The organism is Streptomyces sp. NPDC040405, from assembly GCF_055595765.1.
This window is the reverse complement of the sequence record NZ_JBVIVI010000018.1, coordinates 30,949-52,090: the sequence shown is the minus strand read 5'-3', so window position 1 is coordinate 52,090 and position 21,142 is coordinate 30,949. Positions and strand designations below refer to the sequence as shown.

Below are 21,142 nucleotides of genomic sequence, written 5' to 3'. Positions count from 1 at the left end.
CCACCGACAGGGCACCGACAAGGCCGAACGCCGCGGGAGTCACCGCGGCGCAGTGATCGATTAATGAGAGTGTTACCTGATGGTGTTGTGCGGTTCTGTTGTCATCGAAGAGACTGGGGCTTCCGACTGGCCCGTACAAAAAGCCGGTTGGTCGCACTGGTGACGTTCGGTCCTCCCCCCACGATCCGAACAAGGATGGGACCCATGCACATTTCGCTGGAACACGCTCGCGTGTCCCGAGGCCCGGCAAGAGCCGTGCGCGCCTGTCCCGGGCAGCGCCGGAGACCCGGCGCCAGGGGGTGTCTTGCCGGTCATGCCGGGCTCCCGACGCCTGGCACGGCACCTCGCGGCCCCGCGCTTGTCGCACGCAGCGCCTCCCCCAGCTACCGCTGGGCGGTGCCCCCTGCGCTCTCCTCACGCGGGTTGCGAGCCTCCCCCAGCTACCGCTGGGAGCTGCCCCCTGCACCAGACGCCGCTCGCTGATCCGGCCTGACCGACAAGACACCCCCTCGCGGCCGCGGACCGGCCATCGTCGCCGCATAGCGACCTCGAAAACCGCACGCGAAGCCTCACCAACGGCGATTCGCCACTCCACGGCCCCCTCGGACGGATAACCGGCCACGCTCGGCATGCCCGCGCGCGGACGGAATGTCCGCGCGCCCGGCAACGCCCCGGCGTCCGCCCCCGGGTATCCCGTTCGGTGACGCACGACTTGGCAAGGAAGGGACTTCTCAGGTGCTCATTTCGCACCATCCGCGGTCACTCGAATCATCCGGGAAATCGCCCCGAGGATCGTCCGAACCCGGCGAGTCCGGGACGCCCCAGGCCCTCGCCGACGGCCCGAGCGGACATGTGCTGGCGGTCGGCGCACCCGGCCCGGGAATCGACCAGCTGACCCGGACCCTGGTGTCCGCGGGCCACGAGGTGAGCCACGCCCGGCCCGGCGAAGTCGGCAAGCAGCTCCGGCAGACCCCGCCCGACGCGATCGTCGCCCTCGACGGCGGCCACGACGGACTGGAGGTGATCCGCGAGGTCCGTGCCGCCCCCGCGGGCCGGGCACTGCCCCTGCTCATGGTCACCACGGATCCCGGGCCCACCGGCGTCGCCGACATGCTGCGCGGCGGTGCCGACGACTGCGTACCGGACACCTCCGACCCCGTCGAACTGTCCGCCCGCATCGAGGCCAAGCTGCGCCGGGTCCCGGTGCCGGTCGAGAACCTGCTGCTGGACCCGCGTACCGGCCTCTACTCCCAGCCGCACTTCCTGGGCGAACTCGACCGGGAACTCAAGCGCGCCGACGACAGCCGCAGCGGCGGCGTCGTGGCCATGGTCGGCGTCGCCGAGATGGCCGCGCTGGAGGCCCGGCTGGGGCCCCGGGTGCGCCGCGAGGTCGCCGAGCGGCTGGCCGGTGTGGCGGAGAAGCTGGGCGGCGTGTGCGACCGGCTCGGCTGGGACGACGACGGCCGGCTGCTGATGCTGATGCCGGGCGTCGACGAGGACACCGCGCGCCGCGGTCTGCAGCAGTTCGCGAACACCGTGGCCGGTACCCGCTTCGTCGTCGCCGATGAGAACGTCCGGCTGACCCCGGCCATCGGCTGGACCCCGCTCACCGACTGCCCCGACCGCCACCAGGCCGTGGACCAGGCCCGGGACGCGGTGGCCGAGTCCATCCGCCACCGGGATCTGCGCCCCGTCAAGTACGCGGCCTGGATGCGCGGCGCGCCCCGCGGGCGGCGCCGTGTCACCGTGGCGGTGCAGGCCCTGCTCTCGGCACTCTCGCCCTTACTTGTCCTCGTCCTCGGCGTCGCCATCCCCTTCGTGATCTACCAGCAGGCGTACGAACTGGGCTGGGACATCGGGTCGGCCGCCTACTGGGTGGTGGTCGGCGGCCTCATCGTCTCCGCCGTGCTCATCGTGCTGGAATGCCTCTTCTCGCTCGACGCCAAGTCCCGCCCCGAGCGGCCCGCACAGCCGTATCCACCGGCCAGCGCCGTCATCGCCGCCTATCTCCCCAATGAGGCCGCGACGATCGTCGACACTGTCGAATCGTTTCTGCGGCTGGACTACCCCAGCGAGCTGGAAATCGTGCTCGCCTACAACACCCCGCATCCGATGCCCGTCGAGGACACCCTCCGGGAAATGGCACGCCGCGATCCGCGCCTGGTGCTGCTGCCGGTGGCGGGGTCCACCTCCAAGGCGCAGAACATCAACGCCGCCGTCACCCGGGTGCGCGGCGACATGGTCGGCATCTTCGACGCCGACCACCATCCGGCCCCCGACTCCTTCCGGCACGCCTGGCACTGGCTGTCCCACGGTTACGACGTCGTGCAGGGCCACTGCGTGATCCGCAACGGGGACAGCTCCTGGGTCGCCAAGCTGGTGGGCGTGGAGTTCGAGGCCATCTACGCCGTCAGCCACCCCGGCCGCACCCGGCTCTACACGTTCGGCGTCTTCGGCGGCTCCAACGGCTTCTGGCGCACCGATCTGCTCGCCCGTACCCGGATGCACGGCTCGATGCTCACCGAGGACATCGACGCCACCATGCGCGCCCTCCACGAAGGCGCCAAAATCGCCACCGACCGCACCCTCGTCTCCCGCGAGCTGGCCCCCACCACCCTCAAGGCGCTGTGGAACCAGCGGTCGCGCTGGGCGCAGGGCTGGCTCCAGGTGTCGCTCAAGTACCTGTGGCACGCGATGCGTTCGCCGGACTTCACCTTCCGCCAGAAGGCGGGGCTGTTCGTCCTCCTCGGCTGGCGCGAGGTGCAGCCGTGGCTGACCCTGCAGATCCTGCCGGTCCTGCTGTACGCGGCCTGGCGCGCGGGCGGCCCCGGCGAGCTGGACTGGGCGGTGCCGATCTGCCTGCTGGCCACGCTGTTCACGCTCTCCGCCGGAGTGGTGCAGGCACTGTTCGCCTGGCGGCTGGCGATACCCGAACTGCGCCGCCGCAGGGCGTGGTTCTGGCGGTATCTGTTCGTGTCGACCTTCTTCTACAGCCACTTCAAGAACATCGTGGCCCGCCAGGCGCTCCTCAAGGAGGTGCTGCGGGACCACCAGTGGCGGGTCACCCCGCGGTCCGGCGGGTCGGGCGGGTCCGGCGGCGACAAGGCGGTGCCCCGCGCATGAGCACCCTGTCCACGGTCAACAACCACGGCCACCCCGCCGCGGCCTCCGTAGTGAAGCCGCCGCGGTCCACGACCGCCCGCCGCCGCAACGGTGAGATCCAGGGCTACCGCGGGCTGGCCGCGATGGCGACGGTCGTCTTCCACGTGTGGCAGCAGTACTTCACGTACGACGCGGACGGCTCTCATGCGCCGGTGGCCAACACCTACGCGAACGCGCTGGTCTCGCTGGAGGTCATCGACTTCTTCTTCGTGCTGTCCGCGTATCTGCTGACCCTGTCGTACGCGCGGGCCGCGATCGACGGCGGCTCGACCAAGCCCGCCCGGGTGTTCCTCTTCCGGCGCGCCATCCGCATCGTGCCGCTGTACTTCCTCGCCATCCTGTTCATCTGGGCGACCCGCAATCCCTCGCTGCCCGGAGACTGGATGGACCTGCTCCGGCATCTCACCTTCACCCAGGTCTTCGACAAGGAACAGATCTTCTACACCATCGGCCCCACCTGGTCGCTGTCGCTGGAAATCATGTTCTATCTGGCGCTCGTCGCGCTCGGCCCGCTGGCCGCCCGCGCCTGCCGACGGCTGAACAGCCGGTCCGCGCGGGTGGCGGTGTGCGCCGCCGGATGCGCGCTGCTGTACGTGGGGCCGATGGTCTGGATCGCCGTGGCGCACTACGGATTCGAGGTGCCGCACACCGAATGGCCGGTGTACTTCGGGCCGCAGGCCCGCTTCGGCGGGTTCGCGGCGGGCATGGGCCTCGCGGTGCTGACCGTCGCCCTCGGCGACCGCGGACGGCTCGGCCCGAAGGCGGCGATCCCGCTGCGGGTGGCGCCGCTCGTGGGCCTGTACGTGCTGTCGCTGCTCAGCGCGGACCCCGAGGACTTCGCCACCACCTTCTACCATCCGCTCTCCGCCCTGATGTGGACCGTGCTGCTGTTCGCCACCCTCCATGTGCGGACGCAAGGGCGGCTGGAAGCGTGGCTGTCGGCCCGGTGGCTCACCGCGATCGGACTGGCCAGCTACAGCCTCTTCGTCTGGCACGAGCCCATCATGCTCGGCCTCTACGAGGCCGGACTGCTGCCGCCCGCGGGCCAGCAGGGCTTCCCCTTCGCCGTGCTGATCGTGCTGGTGGTGGCGGTGGCCGCGGCGATCGTGAGCTACTGGGTCATCGAGTACCCGGCGAGCCTGCTCGGTCGGCTGAAGGACGCCAAGGGGCAGTCGCGGGACTTCTATCCGGAAGTGGCGCGCTAGGACTGTGCCACCGTACGTGCCGGTGTGTCACTGGTTGTCCCCGGTGTGCGGCTCTTCGCACACCGGGGACGCATGACTATCATCTGGCTTGTTCTTGACGTAATAACGGGGAGACATCAGCGATATGGGCCGACACAGCCGTCCCACCCCTGCACAGCAGGCCCGAGCCACATCCCTCAAGGCGGCCGCCGCCCTCGGAGTGGCCGGGACCATAGCCTTCGGCCTTCACTCCTCGGTCGGGGGCGACAAGTCCACCCAGGCCCGTTCCGATGTCCACGCGCATCAGGAGCAGATACCGGACATCGATCCCACGGCCGATGACAAGCCCACGGGCAGCCATGTTTCGCCCTCCGAGTCCGCGAAGCCCCGGCCGCTCCCGGAGCAGACGGACCACACGGACAGCACGGGCGGTACCGGCGGCGGTACGGAGCCCTCGGCGGCGGCCACCCCGTCGCACACGCCGAGCGCGGTCCCCTCCACGCCCGCGCACACCGACGTGGCCCCCACGCCGGCCCAGCGTTCCGACCAGACCCCCGCCGACCCCTCGTCGCCCGCCGGTACGCCCAGCGGCGGCCCGGCCACTCCTGGCACCCCGAGCGGGCAGCCCAGCGAGTCCCCGCAGCCGGGGAACGGCGGCGGCCAGGGGACGGGTGTGGTCGGCGATGTGGTGGACGGCCTCGGCGACACGCTGGACGGTGTGGTCGGCGGCCTGACCGGCGCACTCGGCGGCTGACGGGTCCCCACCCCGCCCCGGAGCGGGGCGGGGTGGGCGGTCACCCCTTGGCCAGCGCCTTCAGCGCGGTCAGGCTGCCGTTGAAGCGGTTGTGGTCACCCACCACCGCACCCGTGGAGGTGTACTGCCATATGGTGTGCGTCTTCCACCCCGCCGGCAGCGCCCCCGGCGTGGCGGCGTAGCGCGCCACCCACAGCGGATTCTTCGAGGCGAAGGCGCCGCTGTTGCCGGTGCAGGACTTCCACCAGCTGGTGGTCGTGTAGATCACCGGATCGCGGCCCGTGAGGGACTTGACCCGGCCGCTGAAGTCCTTGATCCAGCTGACCATCTGAGCCTTCGTCTTGCCGTAGCAGGCCCCGCCGTACGGGTTGTATTCCATGTCCAGCACGGGCGGCAGCGTCTTGCCGTCGTTCGACCAGGCGCCGCCGTTGCGCACGAAGAAGTCCGCCTGCTTGGTGCCGCTGGACTTGTTCGGCAGGGCGAAGTGGTACGCGCCGCGGATCATGCCTTTCTTGAAGGCCCCGTTGTATTGCGAGGAGAAGGCCGGGTTCTTGTACGTCGTGCTCTCCGTGGCCTTGACGTAGGCGAACCGGACGTTCTTGTTCCAAAGGGATGTCCAGTTGACCGAGCCCTGGTGGTTGCTCACATCGACGCCTTCCACTGTGGCGGCGTCGGGAGCCGGAGCCGCCTTCGGCGCGGCCTTCTCGTGCGCGGAGAGGGTCGACCCCATCCAGTCCCGCTCGGGGTGCGGGACGGACGAGGACAGGGGGCGGCTGGGGGCGGAGTCGGTGTCATTGACGGTCGTCGACGCCATCGCGGGCACGAGCGTGGCGAGCGCGGTGGCGCCGACCGCGGCCGCCAAACCGCTGATGGCATACGGCGAGCGCCAGCGCGAGGGGGCCCGGTGCCGCCCCTTTCCGGCCTTTAGGGACATCTGTTCCTCCGGAATTGGTGCTCCGTGGGGAGAGCAGTCCGCACCGAAGGTACGCGCGTAGATCAAACATATGGAAGAGATTTTGGAAATTGCATGGGTCCACCCTGCGGTCGCCGCCGTCACCGCCGACGGTATGGCCGGCTATAAAGTGGGAAACCTTGAATTTCCGTCCCCGTCAGGGAATTTCGGAGATGTCAGCCGTCCGCAGGCGCGGTGGAATACCCCGCCACCAGGGCCCGCGCCGACCGCGTCGCCCGCGCGGCGACATCCTCCACGACCTCGTCCGGCTCGCCGAACACGCCGTCGAGCAGCAGGGTGGCGTATCCACGCGCCAGCGCCTGCAGCGCCTCCAACAGCGCCACCGCCGCCCCGCGGTCCTCCGCCACCACTTCGAAGGCGCTCGGCAGCAACAGGTCCACGAACTCCCGCTTGCCGGTCAGCACCTCGGGGTGCGCGGTGCGCGCACCGGAGGCGTAGAGGAGTTCGTACCCGCCCCGGAAGCGGCCGGCCGCGCGCACGATGCTGCCCGCCATGGTGGCCAGCCGCTCCTGCGGCGACTCGACCGTGGCCACCGCCTCCAGATAGCCGATCCGCAACAGCCGCACGACCTCCAGCGCCGCGGCCGCCAACAGCGCGTCGCGGTCGGCGAAGTGGCGGTAGGGCGCACCCGGGCTGACGCGGGTGCGGCGCGCGGCCTCCGCGACGGAGAAACCGCGCACCCCGACCTCGTCGACGATCTCCAGAGTCACCCGTACCAGCGCGGCGGCGAGATCGCCGTGGTGGTACGTGGCGCGCCCCTTGCAGGTGGGTGCCATCCGGGCGACCCTACCCGACCGTTTTCCCTTGCCCCGCCGCCCCCGGCCTGCGCTGACGGGCCTCGGTGCGCGCCGCCCGCAGAGCCTCGCGCGAGCGTTCCACGCGGATCGGCAGATCGCGCGCCCGCTGTCCGGTCGCATGGTGGAAGGCGTTGGCGACCGCCGCGGCCGCGCCCACGATGCCCAGCTCGCCGATGCCCTTGCCGCGCACCGGATTGGGGTTGTCGTCCTGCTCCTCCAGCCAGACCGCCTCCAGCTTCGGAACGTCGGCGTTGGCCGCGACGTGGTAGCCCGCGAAGTCGTGGTTGGCGAAGTCGCCGAAGACCGGGTCGACCTCGCCGATCTCCAGCAGCGCCATCGACAGACCCATCGTCATGGCGCCCAGGAACTGCGAACGGGCCGTCTTCGGATTGACGATCCGCCCCGCGGCGAACACGCCCAGCATCCGGTCGACACGGATCTCGCCGGTGTCGGTGTCCACCCGGACCTGGGCGAAGTGGGCGCCGAAGGAGTGGCGGGAGAGCGAGGCCCGCAGCTCCACGTCCTCGGTGGTGTCGGCCCGCACCTCCAGGCCCCGGTCCGGGACGACGCCGCCACGGTTGTCCACCTCCGCCAGCAGCGCACGGCACGCCTTGTCCACCGCCCAGCCCCAGGAGGCCGTGCCCAGCGAGCCGCCCGCGAACGGCGCCGGGCCGAGCGAGGCGCGCCCGATCTCCAGCCGCAGCCGCTCGGCCGGGACGCCGAGGGCGTCCGCCGCCAGCTGGGTCAGCGCGGTGCGCCCGCCGGTCCCGATGTCGACGGCGCCGACCCGTACCGTGAACGTCCCGTCGGCCTCGGCCCGCGCCGTCGCCGACGAGGGGAACACATAGTCCGGGTGGTGTGCGGAGGCGACGCCGGTGCCCACCAGCCAGCGCCCCTCGCGCCGGATGCCGGGCTTCGGATCGCGCAGCGCCCAGTCGAAGCGCGCGGCGCCCTCCCGCAGACACGCCACCAGACCGCGGCTGCTGAAGGGCTTGCCGCTGTCGGGGTCGACACCGGTGTCATTGCGGATCCGCAGCTCGACGGGGTCGATCTCCAGCTCGGTGGCCAGCTCGTCCATGGCCGACTCCAGCGCGAACATGCCCGGCGTGTGGCCGGGGGCGCGGAACCACGCCGGGGGCAGCACATCGAGCGGCGCCACCTTCACCGTCGTACGGACGCTGGGCGCCCCGTACATCATCCGCGTCGAGGTCCCCGTCTGGTCCGCGAACTCCACCATCGCGGAGCGCTGCTGCACCACCTCGTGGTCGATCGCGGTCAGCCGTCCGTCGCGCTCGGCGCCGAGCCGGATCCGCTGGATGGTGGGCGCCCGGTAGGGGATCAGCTGGAACATCTGCTGCCGGGTCAGCGCGATCTTCACCGGACGGCCGAGGTGCTTCGCGGCGAGCGCCGCCAGCACGGTGGGGGAGCGCGGAATGCCCTTGGAGCCGAAGCCGCCGCCGACGTACTCCGCGATGACCTCCACCGCGCCCTCTTCCAGCCCGAACACCGCAGCGAGCAGCTGGGAGGACATGAACGGGCCCTGGTCGGAGTTGTACAGCGTCAGCCGGTCCTCGTCCCAGACGGCGATGGCGGCATGCGGCTCCATCGGGCTGGTGTGCTCGACCGGCGTGCTGTACATGGCCTCGGTCCGCACCGGCGCGGCCGCCAGCGCGCCCTCGGTGTCGCCGCGTTCGACGAACCCGGGACTGCCGTCGGTCACCGCCTCGGCGACGTGGGCCCGCTCGTCGTCGAAGCGCAGCACCACATCGTGCGGCTCCCGCTCGTAGCTCACCCGCACCGCCGCCGCGCCCTCGCGCGCCGCCTCCAGCGACGTGGCCACCACCGCGGCCACGATCTGGCCGTGGTACGCCACCTCGGGGGACTGCAGCACGAACAGATCGGGGCTCGCCGGGGCCTGCGTGTTCAGCCGCGGGGCGTTGCCCGAGTCCAGCACCGCCAGCACACCGGGCCGGGCCAGCGCCGGGGTGCCGTCGACCTCCGTCACCCGGCCGCGGGCGATGGTGGCCTGCACCGGCCACACATAGCCGACGTCCGGCGTCGGGAACTCATACGCGTAGCGCGCCGCGCCGGTGACCTTGGCCAGGCCGTCGACCCGGGTCATCGGCGTGCCGACGGTCTGCCGGGTGGTGGTCGCGGTGGTCATGCGCGGTCCTTCCTCGCGACGAGATCGCGGATGACCGCGACGATGAGATCGGCGGCCAGATCCACCTTGAACGCGTTGTCCGGCAGCGGGCGGGCCTGCGCCAGTTCGGCCCGGGCCGCCTCGCGCAGCGTCTCCTCCTCCGGCCGCCGCCCGCGCAGCCGCTCCTCGGCGATCCGGGCGCGCCACGGGCGCGGCGCCACTCCGCCGAGCGCGATCCGCACGTCCGCGAGCGTGCCGTCGTCCGCGACGGACACCGAGGCCGCGACGCTCACCAGCGCGAACGCGTACGACCACCGGTCGCGCACCTTGCGGTACCGCATGGCCGCGCCGCTCGGCGGCGGGGGCAGCTCGACGGCGGTGACAAGATCGCCGTGGCCGAGCACGGTCTCCTGGTGCGGAGTGTCCCCGGGCAGCCGGTACAGCTCCGCCACCGGGACGGTGCGCCTCGTGCCGTCCACCGACCGCAGATGCGCCACCGCGTCCAGCGCGACGAGCGCAACCGCCATGTCGGAGGGATGGGACGCCACGCAGTGGTCGGAGGTGCCCAGCACGGCCAGATCGCGGTGCGCGCCCCCGATGGCCGGACAACCCGACCCCGGCTCACGCTTGTTGCACGGCTTGGACACGTCCTGGAAGTACACGCAGCGGGTGCGCTGCAGCAGATTGCCGCCCACCGTGGCCACCGTGCGCAGCTGCCCGGAAGCGCCCGCCAGCAGCGCCTGCGCCAGGAGCGGGAATCGCTCCCGGATGCCCGGGTCGCCCGCCAGATCGCCGTTGCGCACGGTGGCACCGATCAGCACCGAACCGTCGTCGCGGTGCTCGATCCGGTCGTACGGCAGCCGGGACACGTCCACCAGCAGCCCCGGGCCCGCCACCCCGAGCTTCATCAGGTCCACGAGATTGGTCCCGCCGCCCAGATACGTGGCGTCGGGCCGCTCCGCCATCAGCGCGGCCGCCTCGGCGGCATCGCCCGCACGGGCGTAGGCGAACTCCTTCACCGCACGCCTCCGGCGGCGCTCGCGGACCGGGCGCCCTCGATGCCCTCGGCCCCGGCCGCCTCCATGACGGCGTCCACGATCCCGCCGTACGCGCCGCAGCGGCACAGGTTGCCGCTCATGCGCTCGCGCACCTCCGTCTCGTCCAGCCCCGCGGAGCCCGGCACACCCGCGGCCGTGTCCTCGGTGACATGGCTCGGCCAGCCGCGCCGCGCCTCGCCGAGCGCGCCGATCGCCGAACAGATCTGGCCCGGGGTGCAGTAGCCGCACTGGAGACCGTCATGGTCGAGGAACGCCTGCTGCACCGGGTGCAGCCCCGCGCCGTCCGCCAGATCCGCGACCCCCTCGATCGAGACGACCTCCCGCCCCTCGGCCGCCACCGCGAACATCAGGCAGCTGTTCACCCGCTCGCCGTCCATCAGCACTGTGCAGGCGCCGCACTGTCCGTGGTCACAGCCCTTCTTGGTGCCCGTCAGGCCAACCCGCTCGCGCAGCACATCGAGCAGCGTCGTCCGGTTGTCGATGGTCAAGACGTGGGTCGTGCCATTGATTCGCAAGCTGATGTCGCTACTCGGAGAGCGATGTGAGAGGCTCATACATTGAATGTATCAACCTCTTACATTCGTGGCGAGGAGAATGGAGTTCCATGCGAGACGTCGAAGCGGAGATGCACCGATGGTGGCGCGCGGGCGAGCCCTTCGCCCGGGCCACGGTGGTCGCCACTTGGCACTCCTCACCGCTGCCGCCGGGCACGAGCATGCTGGTCGGACCGGACGGCTCGGCTGTCGGCAGCGTCTCCGGCGGGTGCGTCGAGGGCGCGGTCTACGAACTGGCCCAGGAGGTCACCGAAAGCGGCACGCCGGTCCTCGAGCGGTACGGGGTCAGCGATGACGACGCCTTCGCGGTCGGCCTGACCTGTGGGGGAGTCATCGACGTCTTCGTGGAGCGCATCGACCGCGCCGCCTTCCCCGAATACGACGACGTGGCCGTGGCGGTGCGCGACGGCGAGCCGGTGGCCGAGGTCATCTGCGTGGCGGTCGACGGCCCCGACCCGGCCGGGCGGCTCGGCCGACGGCTGATCGTCCGGCCGGACACCGCCACCGGCTCCCTGGGCTCGGAGCGGCTGGACGCGACGGTCGCCGAGGACGCGCGCGGACTGCTGGCGGGCGGGCGCACCGGCACGCTGCGCTACGGCTACGACGGCGTCCGCACCGACGAGGAGCTGACCCTGTTCGTCTCGGTGCACGCCGCACCGCCCCGGATGCTGGTCTTCGGCGCCGTGGATTTCGCGGCGGCCATGGCCCGTATCGGCACCTACCTCGGCTACCACGTCACCGTGTGCGACGCGCGGCCCGTCTTCGCCACGAAGCGCCGCTTCCCCGAGGCCCACGAGGTGGTGGCCGACTGGCCGCACCGCTATCTGCGCACCGAGGCCGAGGCGGGCCGGGTCGACGAGCGGACCGTCGTCTGCGTCCTCACCCACGATCCCAAGTTCGACGTGCCGCTGCTGAAGGAGGCGCTGCGGCTGCCGCTGGCGTACGTCGGCGCCATGGGCTCCCGCCGCACCCACGAGGACCGGCTGCGCCGACTGCGCGACACCGGGATCGGCGAGGACCGGCTGGCCCGGCTCGCCTCCCCGATCGGCCTGGACCTCGGCGCCCGTACGCCCGAGGAGACCGCGGTCAGCATCGCGGCCGAGATCATCGCCGACCGCTGGGACGGCAGCGGCACCCGGCTGACCTCGCTCACCGGCCGTATCCACGGGCCTCAGGCGGTGCGCCCGGCGGCCGAGGGCTGAGACGCGGGCACGGCGCTTGGCCGCGGACCGTCACAATGGTCCGCGACCGAAGTGGATGTAGGAGGAAATCAAAACCGCCGTGGAGACCACGCGAGCCACCGACGACGCCGGAGAACCGCTTCCCGACGACACCCCCGCCACCGCCGACCAGGGAACCGACGCGGCCGCCCCGCCGAAGACCGGCTGGCGCCGCTGGGTCATGGACACCCGGCCACTGCGCCACCGCCCGTTCCGCCGGTTGTGGACGTCCACCACGGTCACCGCCGTCGGCAGCCAGCTGACCGCCGTCGCCGTACCCAAGCAGATCTACGACATCACCGGATCCTCGGCCTGGGTCGGCTACGCGAGCTTCGCGGGACTCCTGCCGCTCGTGGTGTTCGCGCTGTGGGGCGGTGTGGTGGCCGACCGGATGGACCGGCGCACCCTGATGCTGGTCACCAACGCGGGGATCGCCGTCACCTCGCTGCTGTTCTGGGCGCAGTCCTTCGCCGGTCTCGACTCCGTGCCGCTGCTGATCGTGCTGCTCGCCGCCCAGCAGGGGTTCTTCGGCATGAACTCCCCGGCCCGCAACGCCTCCATCGCCCGGCTCGTCCCCGCTCATGAGCTGCCCGCCGCGGGTGCCCTGCAGTCCACCGTCGCCCAGACCGGCATGATCGTCGGCCCGATGATGGCGGGCGCGCTGATACCCGTCGTCGGCCTGCCCGCCCTCTACCTGGCCGATGCCGTCGCGCTCTGCGTCACCCTGTGGGCCGTCTGGCGGCTTCCCGCGATGCCGCCGCTCAAGGACAGCGCTGGTGGCAGGCCACGGGCCGGATGGCGCGATGTGACCGACGGATTCCGCTACATCACCGCCCACCGGGTACTGCTGCTGTCCTTCCTCGCGGACATCATCGCCATGGTCTTCGGCATGCCCCGCGCGCTGTTCCCCCAACTCGCCTCGCACACCTACGCGCCCTGGGGCGAGGGCTTCGCGCTCGGCCTGCTCTTCGCCGCGATCCCCATCGGGGCGGTGGCCGGCGGACTGCTGTCGGGCACCTTCTCCCGGGCCCGCCGCCACGGCCTCATGGTCATCGTCGCCGTGGTGGCCTGGGGTGTCGCCATCTGCGGCGTCGGCCTCAGCTCCAGCCTGTGGTGGGCGGCCGCGTTCCTCGCCGCCGCGGGCGTGGCCGACATGGTGTCCATGGTCTTCCGCGGCGCGATCCTCCAGTCCGCGGCCACCGACGACATGCGCGGCCGGATGCAGGGCGTGTTCACCGTGGTGGTGGCGGGCGGCCCGCGCGTCGCCGATCTGCTGCACGGCACGGCGGGCTCCCTCCTCGGACCCCGCACGGCGGTCGCCGCGGGCGGGCTGCTGGTCGCCGTGCTGATGCTCGGCCTGGCCGTCGCGGTGCCCGGCTTCCGGCGCTACACGGCCTGACCGGCGCCCGTGCGCGCGCCCGGTCGCGGGCGCGCGCACGGGGTCCCGGATCTCAGGCTTCGCGCTCGCTGCGGCCCTGGCCCCAGAGGGTGTGGAACGAGCCGTCGCGGTCGGTGCGCCGGTAGGTGTGCGCGCCGAAGAAGTCCCGCTGCCCCTGCACCAGCGCCGCGGGCAGCCGCTCCGAGCGCAGCGCGTCGTAGTACGCCAGCGCCGCCGAGAAGCCGGGCGCGGGCACGCCCAGCTCGACCGAGGTGGTCACCACCCGCCGCCACGCGTCCTGCGCCTCGCCCAGCGCCTGCGCGAAGTAGTCGTCGGCCAGCAGCGTGACCGGCTTGTTCTCCTTGCCGTACGCCTCGGTGATCCGGTTCAGGAAGCGGGCCCGGATGATGCAGCCGCCGCGCCAGATCCGCGCCACCGCCCCGGGGTCGATGTCCCAGCCGTACTCCTGGCTGCCCGCCTGGATCTGGTGGATGCCCTGCGCGTACGCCACGATCTTCGACGCGTACAGCGCCTGCTCGACCTCGTCGGCGAACCGCTCCGCCGCCTCGCCCGTGAGCTGCTCGGCGGTGGGCCCGGGCAGCCCCTGCGAGGCGTCCCGCACATCGGCGTGGCCCGACAGCGAGCGGGCGAACACCGCCTCGGCGATGCCGCTCACCGGCACGCCCAGGTCCAGCGCGGTCTGGACGGTCCAGCGGCCGGTGCCCTTCTGCTCGGCCTGGTCCTGCACCACGTCCACGAACGGCTTGCCGGTCGCGGCGTCGGTGTGCGCCAGCACCTCGGCGGTGATCTCGATCAGATACGACTCCAGCCGACCGCCGTTCCAGGTGCGGAACACCTCCGCGATCTCACCCGGCGTCAGCCCCAGCGCGCGCCGCAGCAGGTCGTACGACTCCGCGATGAGCTGCATGTCCGCGTACTCGATGCCGTTGTGGACCATCTTCACGAAGTGTCCGGCGCCGTCCGGGCCGATGTGGGTGCAGCACGGGGTGCCGTCCACCTTGGCGGAGATGCTCTCCAGCAGCGGTCCGAGGGACTTGTAGGATTCCACCGATCCGCCGGGCATGATGCTGGGCCCGTTGAGCGCGCCTTCCTCGCCACCGGAGATGCCGGAGCCGACGAAGTGCAGCCCGCGCTCGCGCAGCGCTGCCTCCCGGCGCCGGGTGTCCTCGAAGTGCGCGTTGCCCCCGTCGATGATCACGTCGCCCTCTTCGAGGAGGGGCGCGAACTCCTCGATGACGGCGTCGGTGGGCGCACCCGCCTTGACCATGATCACCAGCCGCCGCGGCCGCTGCAGAGCGGCCACGAACTCCGCGGCGGTCTCGGCCGGGACGAAGCTCCCCTCGTGACCGTGCTCCTCGATCAGCGCCTTGGTCTTGGCGGACGAGCGGTTGTGGACGGCGACGGTGTGCCCGTGCCGGGCGAAGTTGCGGGCGAGGTTGCTGCCCATGACGGCGAGCCCGGTGACGCCGATCTGGGCGGTGGGCTGGGTGGCGGAAGGGCTGGGCATTCGGTGTTCCACTCCTGTCGCACGCATCGAGACTTGTACGAGGCGGCAGCGACGAGAGGTCTGGGGATCTTCCCCCTCGTCGTCCCGGCATCGCCCGGTCATAGTTACACGATGTGCTCGACGCCGGGATGTGTGTCCGAAGAAAGCGGCCGGAGTGTGTCACCTTCTCTGCTGCCCGGGAAGGGTGTCGGATTGTGGGGTGTCTACAAGGTGGGTGACGGGTGTGCTGAGGGGCCGTTGGATCCGGGGCGGGCTCTGGCAGCTGGAGATCTTGGCGCTTGGTGGCGATGCTAGGCGGTGGGCAGCGGGCCTTATGCTGACCCAATGCTGACTTTGTTGACGAGGCGTCAGGAGGCGTGGAAACAGTACTTGCGAGTCTCGTGGACGTGGGGCCGGTCGGTTTAGCCCTGAATCGGGGTGTAACTCTGAGTGACTGCGGGGTGCGCGGCTGCGGCGGGTGTGGGGATTCGGGGCGTGGGTTCTCTCCGCGCCGAAACAGAAGAAGCCGTGGGCTTCGGCGCCCCGTGAGCGCCATCCGTGAAGGCTGGTTAGGGGAGGCCGACGCCCTCTCGCTGGAGTCGCCGCCGGGCATGCGGAACGGGCGTCTCATTGTTGCGTCCAGCCAGAGGCCCCAAGCTCCTGTTTCTGGTCGCAGAGCAGCATTGTGATTTTCCTGGGGGCATTTCACCGCCGCTTGTGTTGATGAAGGAACCGTCGGCAAGGGCGCGGGGGTGCGGGGTCACAAAGTGTTTGTCTAGGACTGGTGGCGTCCTGCGATGCTGGTCAACCGCTGAGAGTGGATTCGGGAAGGCGGGAGTCCCTCCCGGCTGTTCTCCCGTCCGTCGACTGGAAAGAGCTCTACCCTCCCTACCGATTCGTGACGGCAGCCAAGGCGATGACGGGCTGGGAGACGGACCTGGAGTTCCAGTATCCGAGCCACGAGGCGACGGTCCACTTCCAGCACATGCTGGCCAAGCGCAGTGGGCTCCGGATGGGAAGCGTGGCTTCCCATCTGTCCGACCTCTCGACCCTCCGGGAAGCCGCCACGGCCCCCATGCGCCTGTCCGCGCGAACGCCTGCTGTGTCCCTCATGTGCGCTTCACGTCTGCTTGCCCTGCGGGAAAGAGACGTCTGTTCGATCTCGCACTACGGCGTCAATTTCCTGGGCGAGAGAGCGACCAGGTTCATCAAGCCCGGCCGGGACATGCAGTGGCTGTTCCCGGTGTTCCAGGTGAGTCAGGGTGAGTACCGGTGGCCGGCGGAGCACGTGGGCCTCGATGAGGCGACGGACCTACTGATAGGTGCCGCCGTGGCGTCGGCGTACGACGACATCCTGCACGGCGTCGGCCCTCTCGCTCACGACCACCTTCCCCGCAGCCTCTTCGACGACGTCGGACAGGTCGAAGCGCTGAACCAGGTCCTCAAGGACTCGACGGGACTGGCCATGGGCTGGCATCGGACCTGATGCGGACCCATTCACCGCTCCTGGCGCAACGCCTTCGCTGAGCACCGGTCACGCTGTGCGCCTCGTACATGGCCATTCCTCACCCGGTCCGTCGGCCTATGAGGTGGTGGCCGCATGGGTGCCGTATCTCGAACATTCGAGAGTGAATTCAGACCGATAGGCGACCGAAAAAGAATCAAATGCGACCGCCGTGCATTTAGAGAATTATGGTGACAAGATGCGACCCCAGATCCTGAGGGGGTGACGGCATCTCATGGGGCTTGTGGCTTCCTTTGCTGTGTGTTCCCGCCGGACGTCCCAGGGTGTGTACGAGCGCAGCAAGGAGCCGCGATGACCCAGCCCAGTGATCCGCGTGCCATCCCAGGCCCGCGAGACGGCTCCGCCGAACCACACGGGACCGTAGTCCCGGTGCCGCCCCGGCTCACCAAGGCGGTCATCCGCAACTTCCGGCTGCTCCGCAGAACCGAGCTTTCCTTCACGGATAAGGTGACACTGTGCGTCGGCCGCAACAACACGGGAAAGACCTCACTGGCGAAACTGTTCGAATTCTTCGTGGCGAGGAAGAAGGCCGCGCTGCGCATCGAGGACTTCTCCGCCGACTGCTACGAGGAGTTCCTCGCCGCCCATCGCCTCTTCGCCTCGGGTGAGGCGGAGCAGGCGCGCGACACGGTTCCGGCAGTCACCCTCACCCTCCACATCTCCTACGACAAGGACTGCGGCCAGTACGGACCCCTGGCCCCCTTCGTGGTGGACCTCGACCCCGACTGCTCCGAGGTGGTGATCAGGTTCGCCTTCGCGTTGGGAGACGGTGCCCTGAAGGAGTTCTTCGGCGGCGTGCCGGTGGGGCCGGATGCCACGGCCACGCTTGAGCAGCTGGGCAGAGGTATCCCGAAGCACTTCGAGATGTCGGTGATGGCGGTCGACCCGACCGATGAGGCGAACGTCCGACCGGTCGACCTCGCGGACGTGCGCACCCTGGTGAGGGTGGACTTCGTCGAGGCGCAGCGAGGGCTGGACGACGAGAGCGACGGGCATGCCGCACCAATCGGAGCGGTCTTCGAGCAACTGCTGACCGCGGCGGAGAAGAGCCAGAACGCGACGTGGCTGGAGGAGCTCGCCGCGAACATCGACAGGACACTCGTGGACACCTCCGGCAGTCTCGACAGCAGCCTCCAGAAGGTCCGCGAACGGGTGGCGCCGACGTTGAAGGCATTCGGCTATCCGGGTCTGGCCAACCAGGAGTTCGTCACGGCCGCCCGGCTGGACTCCAAGAGGCTGCTCAGGAACTTCGCGCGCATTCACTATCCGGGAGTGGCCGGGGTGCGGTTCCCGGAGTCGTACAACGGCCTCGGTACGCGGAACTTGGTGATGATTCTGCTCAGGCTCTTCACCTGCTACCGCGACCACACGGCGACCTCTCCGGAGTCGGGGATCCATCTCGTCTTCCTGGAGGAACCGGAGGCCCATCTGCATCCGCAGATGCAGGAGGCGTTCATCCAGCGACTCACGTACTCCGTCAATCTGTTCCCCCGGATCGACGCGCAGATGAGAGCGACTATGCCCGGACCAATGGGAGTGGCCGAGGAGAGCAGCACCGCAATCGACAGCAGCCCCCGGTGGAACGCTCAGTTCGTGGTGACCACCCACTCGGCACACGTGGCCAACCGGGGACACTTCTCCGACATCCGGTACTTCCGGAAGGAGGAGGACACCGTGGAGAGCGGAAGCGAGCCAGGGCCGGCCCGCACCGTCATCAAGGACCTGTCCCAGGTAACCGGCGACGAGAGGTTCCTCCGCAAGTACCTGACCCTCACCCGGGCCGACCTCTACTTCGCGGACAAGGCCATCCTCGTCGAGGGCGCCAGCGAGCGTATCTTCGTCCCGGCTGCGGAGGAGAAGCTGGCGGCGAGAAGGCCCGGAGAGACGCCCCAGCACCATTACGTGACCTTGATGGAGGTCGGCGGGGCGCATGCCCACAGGTTCTATCCGCTGCTGAAGGTCCTCGGGATCCCAGCCCTGATCATCACGGATCTTGATCCCGTCGACGACAGGGAGCCCAAGATCCGCAAATGCCTGGTGTCCGAATCCGGACACACGTCCAACCAGTCCATCAGGGCGTGGTCCCCCGAGATGGCCGACATCACGGTGGCCGAGCTACTGCAGCGGGCCGAGACGGACCCACCGATCGCCGGCGGCAGCATGTGCCTCGCCTACCAGGTGCCGGAGGAGCCCGGCGGTCCGTGCGGCCGCACCTTCGAGGACGCCTTCGCGCTGGCCAACCGGGCCCTGTTCGGTATCCCCACGGGTGCCGCTCCCGCCGAGGAACTGGAACAACAGGCCCGTAGCAGCGTGGAGACCAGGCGCAGCAAGGTCGACTTCGCCCTCGACCACGTCCTCGGAGACCACGACTGGCAGGTCCCGAAGTACATCAGGCGCGGCCTCGAGTGGCTCATGGCACAGGACGGGACGGCGACGAAGGCGGACGTCCAGTGACGACCGAGACGGAAGACGTCACGCACGCGATCCTGACGGCTCTCCAGGCGGGCCTTCACTTCAAGGTGGAGGCCGGTGCAGGTGCGGGCAAGACCAGCTCACTGATCGAGGCGCTCCAGAGCATCCTGGCTGACCGCCCCCGCTACCTCCCGCGGCCCCACCAGCGCATCGCCTGCGTCACCTACACCAATGTGGCCCGCGACGAGATCATCAGCCGTACCGACCGCAGCCCGTACGTGTTCGCCGAAACCATCCATGGTTTCCTGTGGCAGCTGCTCTCCCCTTTCCGCAAGCACCTGTTGCGCCACATCGTCGAGCTGGACCTCATGCTGTCGAAGATAGAGGGCCACACCTCACTGGACAGCTACACCGTCGAGTACAGCACCGGCTTCCAGAAAGTGGACCACGACAGCCGTCGCGTGCAGCTGGGTCACAACGATCTGCCCGTCCTCGCGAGGGCGCTTTTCGCCCTTCCCAAGTTCCGGGCCCTGGCTGCCGACCGGTTCCCGATCGTCTTCGTGGACGAGTACCAGGACACCCCCGCCGGTCTGGTGGAGGCCATGCTGGGCACGCCGGGCGATGAGGCCACCGCGCGCGGCCCCCTCTGCGGCTTCTTCGGGGACCATTGGCAGCAGATCTACGACAACGCGTGCGGGGCACTCGAGGACGCCCGCCCGACACCGGTCTTCAGACGGCGCAATCGGCGCTCGCAGCGCGCCGTCGTGAACCTCCTGAACACGATGCGTCCCGAACTGACGCAGACCACGGCGTCAGGAGTTGGCGAGGGCACCGTCGCCGTCTATCACACCAACGAATGGGCCGGGACGAGGCTCACCCACCACCGGAAGGGTCAGCTCGGCTGGGACGCGGCCCACGCGGCCCGGAAATGGGTACTGGACGACGTCCTCGACCGGTTATGGAGCACCTGGGCATCCGGGCACGATGCCCAGGAGCGGACGGAGGAGCCCAGCACGAAGATCCTCATGCTCACGCACGAGACGATCGCAGGCGAACTGGGATATCAGAAGCTCCACGGGGCCTTTCGGCGCAACGATTCCTACGTGAGGAAGGAGGACCACGCCATGGCCTTCTTCATGGACACGCTGGAACCGGCCCTGCTCCACCACCGGAACAAGCGCTACGGCGCGATGTTCGACGCACTCGACCCCCGTGGCCGCCCACCCATCAACTCGTCGGCCGACAAGCAGGAATGGATGGCGTTCCTGACGAAATTGGGGGAGGCCCGCAAGACGGGCACGGTCGGCGACGTCCTCGACCTCTGTCTTGAGCAGCAGCTCTTCGACGGCCTGGGGAAGGTGCGCGAGCGTCACCGGAAGGCCGTGTCACCATCCGGCACCGACCCGCAGGCTGTGAGTGACGACAAGGCCGAAGCCCGGGCGGCGGCGCGGTCGAAGGAGTACCAACAACTGCGCCAGGTGCCGTACGCGGAGTTGCTGGCGTTGAACGAGCACCTCGGCGGCGGCACGCCCTTCGCCACACAACACGGAGTCAAGGGACTGGAGTTCAACCGGGTCCTCGCCGTGGTCAGCAAGGGACACTCCCGCTTCCAGATCCCCGAAATGCTGGCTAACTTCTCCCGGCGCGACGAACTGAGGGACAAGGAACTGGAGGCGTTCATCAGGGCACGCAACCTCTTCTACGTGGCATGCTCACGGGCCAGAGAGCACCTGGCCATCCTCTTCACCACGAAACTTGAGCCCGCTGCACTGGACACCCTCCGGGAGTGGGTCGGCGAGTCGCGGATCACGTCGCTGCGGTTCGACGGGGATACGGTGGTGGGTGGCGAATGAGGGACGAGGCAGGCCGGACGGATCCCCGCGCCAACCCCGACAAGGGATGCCCTGGGTTGCTGGTCGCCCGGATGCGATCGCCTCATGACGACCTCGGGCAGCTCCCGGCCGCCAAAGATCACGGAGGAGGTGGGCGAAGGTCGGAGCGCCCCGCGGTCGCTCAGCCGTGAGCCCGTGTACCGCCTGTGGTCTGCGGCGAAGATTTCTGGTGCACCATGCTTGGGGCAGCGTTGAGGCGGGGCCGAAGGCGTAGCAGTCAATATCACTGCATGAGGTGCGGCAGCTGCGCTGACAGAAGTCAACGCGTGGATCTCTCTGCTATGTAGGCTTGTTACGATCCTCGGTCGCCCCAGAGGGTGACCGCTAATGAGCAGCGTCCGCGTTGGTCGGCTAGCGACTTGGCGTTGCGATCCTCGGTCACCCCGGAGGACGACCGCCACTTCGTTCTTCAGGAGGTCCTGGTAGTCGAAGAGGATGTTGCGATCCCCGGCCGTCCCGGAGGGCGACCGGTGGCGGTCGCCTTCCGGGGCGACCGAGGACCGCAACGCCACGGCCCGCGAACTGTGCGACCTGGTGGACGGCATAGCGGTCGCCTTATGGGGCGGCCGAGTCTTACTCCAAA

At 69.9% G+C, this 21,142-nt stretch carries 14 protein-coding genes; 8 read left to right on the top strand and 6 right to left on the bottom strand.

The genetic code is table 11. From position 1 onward, the window contains the following. Positions 1-735 precede the first annotated feature (735 nt). From ACZ59A_RS41095 to ACZ59A_RS41085, 3 genes are all read left to right on the top strand, one after another. Positions 736-3,123, top strand: coding sequence for a glycosyltransferase (locus tag ACZ59A_RS41095; protein ID WP_470969975.1), 2,388 nt, complete (start codon positions 736-738; stop codon positions 3,121-3,123). Beyond that, positions 3,120-4,367 carry an acyltransferase family protein gene (locus ACZ59A_RS41090; protein WP_470969972.1) on the top strand — a complete coding sequence of 416 codons (1,248 nt, stop codon included), beginning with the start codon at positions 3,120-3,122 and terminating at the stop codon, positions 4,365-4,367. Before ACZ59A_RS41095 ends, ACZ59A_RS41090 begins: the two co-directional genes overlap by 4 nt. 124 nt (positions 4,368-4,491) lie before the next feature. After that, positions 4,492-5,100: an extensin gene (locus ACZ59A_RS41085; RefSeq protein ID WP_470969969.1), complete on the top strand. Its 609-nt coding sequence runs from the start codon at positions 4,492-4,494 to the stop codon at positions 5,098-5,100. Positions 5,101-5,140: 40 nt separating this feature from the next. Here the strand turns inward: ACZ59A_RS41085 and ACZ59A_RS41080 are convergent, their stop codons facing one another. The 5 genes from ACZ59A_RS41080 to ACZ59A_RS41060 form a co-directional block, all read right to left on the bottom strand. Next, positions 5,141-6,034 (bottom strand): lysozyme, encoded by an 894-nt coding sequence (locus tag ACZ59A_RS41080; RefSeq protein WP_470969967.1) that lies wholly within the window; start codon positions 6,032-6,034, stop codon positions 5,141-5,143. Positions 6,035-6,228: 194 nt separating this feature from the next. Next, positions 6,229-6,849 (bottom strand): TetR/AcrR family transcriptional regulator, encoded by a 621-nt coding sequence (locus ACZ59A_RS41075; RefSeq protein ID WP_470969964.1) that lies wholly within the window; start codon positions 6,847-6,849, stop codon positions 6,229-6,231. 10 nt (positions 6,850-6,859) lie between these two features. After that, positions 6,860-9,034: a xanthine dehydrogenase family protein molybdopterin-binding subunit gene (locus ACZ59A_RS41070; RefSeq protein ID WP_470969961.1), complete on the bottom strand. Its 2,175-nt coding sequence runs from the start codon at positions 9,032-9,034 to the stop codon at positions 6,860-6,862. Continuing rightward, positions 9,031-10,032, bottom strand: a complete 1,002-nt coding sequence (locus ACZ59A_RS41065; RefSeq protein ID WP_470969958.1) for an FAD binding domain-containing protein — start codon at positions 10,030-10,032, stop codon at positions 9,031-9,033. Before ACZ59A_RS41065 ends, ACZ59A_RS41070 begins: the two co-directional genes overlap by 4 nt. Next, on the bottom strand, positions 10,029-10,625 hold the full coding sequence (locus ACZ59A_RS41060) for a (2Fe-2S)-binding protein (RefSeq protein WP_470969956.1): 597 nt from the start codon (positions 10,623-10,625) through the stop codon (positions 10,029-10,031). Before ACZ59A_RS41060 ends, ACZ59A_RS41065 begins: the two co-directional genes overlap by 4 nt. A gap of 50 nt (positions 10,626-10,675) precedes the next feature. On the opposite strand from ACZ59A_RS41060, the gene ACZ59A_RS41055 reads away from it, so the two are divergent. Further along, the gene (locus ACZ59A_RS41055; protein ID WP_470969953.1) at positions 10,676-11,827 is read left to right on the top strand and encodes an XdhC family protein; all 1,152 of its coding nucleotides are present in this window, start codon (positions 10,676-10,678) and stop codon (positions 11,825-11,827) included. Positions 11,828-11,906: 79 nt separating this feature from the next. Continuing rightward, positions 11,907-13,244 (top strand): MFS transporter, encoded by a 1,338-nt coding sequence (locus ACZ59A_RS41050; protein WP_470969951.1) that lies wholly within the window; start codon positions 11,907-11,909, stop codon positions 13,242-13,244. 52 nt (positions 13,245-13,296) lie between these two features. On the opposite strand, the gene gndA is transcribed toward ACZ59A_RS41050, so the two are convergent. Further along, positions 13,297-14,751 carry an NADP-dependent phosphogluconate dehydrogenase gene (gene gndA, locus ACZ59A_RS41045; RefSeq protein WP_468050335.1) on the bottom strand — a complete coding sequence of 485 codons (1,455 nt, stop codon included), beginning with the start codon at positions 14,749-14,751 and terminating at the stop codon, positions 13,297-13,299. A 763-nt stretch (positions 14,752-15,514) separates the two neighbouring features. Between gndA and ACZ59A_RS41040 the strand changes: the two genes are divergently transcribed. The 3 genes from ACZ59A_RS41040 to ACZ59A_RS41030 all read left to right on the top strand — a co-directional run bounded on the left by ACZ59A_RS41040 (position 15,515) and on the right by ACZ59A_RS41030 (position 20,520). Then, positions 15,515-16,216, top strand: a complete 702-nt coding sequence (locus ACZ59A_RS41040; protein ID WP_470969948.1) for a hypothetical protein — start codon at positions 15,515-15,517, stop codon at positions 16,214-16,216. Positions 16,217-16,546: 330 nt separating this feature from the next. Next, entirely contained in the window at positions 16,547-18,709 is a 2,163-nt protein-coding gene (locus tag ACZ59A_RS41035) for an ATP-dependent nuclease (RefSeq protein WP_470969946.1), read from the top strand. Then, positions 18,706-20,520: a UvrD-helicase domain-containing protein gene (locus ACZ59A_RS41030; RefSeq protein ID WP_470969943.1), complete on the top strand. Its 1,815-nt coding sequence runs from the start codon at positions 18,706-18,708 to the stop codon at positions 20,518-20,520. Before ACZ59A_RS41035 ends, ACZ59A_RS41030 begins: the two co-directional genes overlap by 4 nt. Positions 20,521-21,142: the final 622 nt, after the last annotated feature.